Consider the following 2,309-nt stretch of genomic DNA (forward strand, 5'->3'; position numbering starts at 1 on the left):
GAGCGCAGGCTAGATACTCACCGAGCCCTGTTATCGCTGGCGTGCAGCATTATATGCCTGCGCTCATTAGAGAGGTTTTGTTAGCGGCTCTAAATCATCTTCGTACTTCTTTAGGCTGATAGCCTAGAGCAAACCACGCTAGAAAAACGCTAAACGCAAAATGCGCAAAAAAGATGAAGACAGCATTACTCCCAGGCGTATCCCAATAGTAGATCATCTGGATAAATCTCCAAACAACATCCATACCTATTAGCCATTGAACCAGCCTAAAGCTGTATAGGATATGTACTATTAGCCAAATGCAATTCCAGACTATCGAAGGCAATCTTGATGCAAAATTGCTCTTTGCTAATAGCGCCTTATCTTGAGACTTAGTGCTATCTGAGCTAGAAGTCGTCTCAGCTTTTTTTAATGGATCCAAGACAGGCTTTTTAGCTGCACCTGGAAAAGCATAAATATTGCTTTCTCTCATGCTGCTTGACCCCTTAGTGCAAATACACTTCAATATCAATACAGGTTTCGCTCCGCGATTAAACGTGCAGGCCTGTAATGGCCTTTGTGTTACCGCGCAAGGGCCAAGCCGCCCTGGATTCGTCCAGGGCGTTTTTGTTTATGCCTATGCGCTTATATAGGCGCTCTTGGCTCTAACAGACTCCTCGTCTGCAAACGTCCGGGCCAAACCTACAATGTCGTTATAGTCGTCGCCCTCAGGGCAACGCTCTTCGTTATTCAACTGTTAACTATGATCTAGGATCAGATCTACCATACTATCAGTGTTCTTGAGCACGAGCTTAGCTTGTTGAGCCAGTTGAGCCAACTCTTGAGCGCTAAGACTTTGGGGTGTCCAAATTAGCAACTTGACGCAAAACAGCAACCATTTTATTCATCGGAATTCTCCGGCTTGACCTTGGCGACGTGGCCGGACTACGAGAGAAATCATATTAAGTTTAGCTAAAAAATACAAAGTTTTTTAGCTAACTATCTAAGCCTTTAGCCGCTAAATCTCAGTAAATATTTAGCGGCTAAGTATAGGAAGCTGACACTGACCTGCTCCCCGATTTCAGTACCACGCTGAACTTAGTAGAGTCCGTTTTCCGAGCAGGAGACGGCAATGAAAAAGCGTTTTACGGAAGAACAGATTCTCGACTTTCTCAAGCAGGCAGAGGCCGGTGTGCCGGTGAAGGAGCTGTGCCGGCGGCATGGCTTCAGTGACGCCTCGTTCTACACCTGGCGTGCCAAATTCGGTGGCATGACTGTGCCGGACGCCAAGCGACTCAAGGATCTCGAACTAGAGAACAGCCGGCTGAAGAAGCTGCTCGCCGAGGCCCACCTCAACATCGAGGCACTGAAGGTAGTCGTTCGGGGAAAAGGGTAAGCCCGACAGCACGGCGGGAGGCGGCGCAGGAGATGCAGGCCAGAACCGGCATCTCCGAGCGCCGTGCCTGTCAGCTGATCGGGCTGTCTCGCTCGGTACTGCGCTATCAACCCCGCTCCAGCGAGCAAAACATCAAGCTGCAAACCCAACTCGTGGAGCTGGCACAGGAGCGTCGGCGCTTTGGCTACCGGCGCTTGCATATACTGCTGCGGCGAGCTGGTGTGCAGGTCAACCACAAGCGGATTTACCGCCTGTATCAGGCTGCTGGCTTGATGGTGAAGCGGCGCAAGCGCCGCCGTGGCGTTGCGGTGGAGCGCGAGCGTCTGAGTCTGCCAAGTGCGCCGAATCAGGTCTGGTCGATGGATTTCGTCTTCGACGCACTCAGCACAGGCCGGCGGACCAAATGCCTAACGGTGGTCGATGACTTCACCAAAGAGTCGGTCGGCATCCTGGTGGAACACGGCATTAGCGGCTTTCGTGTCACACGGGCGCTGGACGAGATGGCGCGGTTTCGCGGTTACCCAAAGGCGATCCGCACCGACCAAGGCCCTGAGTTCACCGGTAAAGCGCTTGATCAATGGGCTTATCAGCGTGACATCAAGCTAAAGCTGATTCAGCCTGGCAAACCCACGCAGAATGCCTTCATCGAGTCATTCAACGGCAAGTTCCGGGACGAATGCCTCAATGAGCACTGGTTCTGTTCGCTCGCCGAAGCCAGAATCCGTATCGCGGTTTGGCGGCGGGATTACAACGAGCACCGACCGCACAGTGCCATTGGCAACCTCACCCCGGCAGAGTTTGCTGCGCATTGGCGAGCGAGCCAGCACCAATCGCAACACGAAATATTAATATCAACCCCAGGGCCTACTAAATAGGCAGCGGTACTAAAACTGGGGGCAGGTCAAGCTTCATGCTTAACTCGAACTAACATGAA

At 52.0% G+C, this 2,309-nt stretch carries 2 protein-coding genes; one reads left to right on the plus strand and one right to left on the minus strand.

Going from position 1 to position 2,309, the window contains the following annotated elements; genetic code table 11:
* Positions 1-94 precede the first annotated feature (94 nt).
* The gene (gene kleE, locus IQ22_RS22970) at positions 95-472 is read right to left on the minus strand and encodes a KleE stable inheritance protein (RefSeq protein ID WP_145146112.1); all 378 of its coding nucleotides are present in this window, start codon (positions 470-472) and stop codon (positions 95-97) included.
* Between the two features lie 639 nt (positions 473-1,111).
* Between kleE and IQ22_RS22975 the strand changes: the two genes are divergently transcribed.
* Positions 1,112-2,250, plus strand: a protein-coding gene (locus IQ22_RS22975; RefSeq protein ID WP_145146113.1) for an IS3 family transposase whose coding sequence is annotated in 2 segments (ribosomal slippage) — positions 1,112-1,361 and positions 1,361-2,250 — 1,140 coding nt in all. Because the reading frame shifts where the segments join, the coding sequence is not laid out codon by codon here.
* Positions 2,251-2,309 lie beyond the last annotated feature (59 nt).

This window comes from Pseudomonas duriflava (assembly GCF_007830155.1).
Lineage (GTDB): Bacteria > Pseudomonadota > Gammaproteobacteria > Pseudomonadales > Pseudomonadaceae > Chryseomonas > Chryseomonas duriflava.

Bases quoted from the DNA above. Each gene is read 5' to 3' on its own strand.
- kleE (WP_145146112.1), bottom strand. From the start codon at position 472: ATGAGAGAAAGCAATATTTATGCTTTTCCAGGTGCAGCTAAAAAGCCT.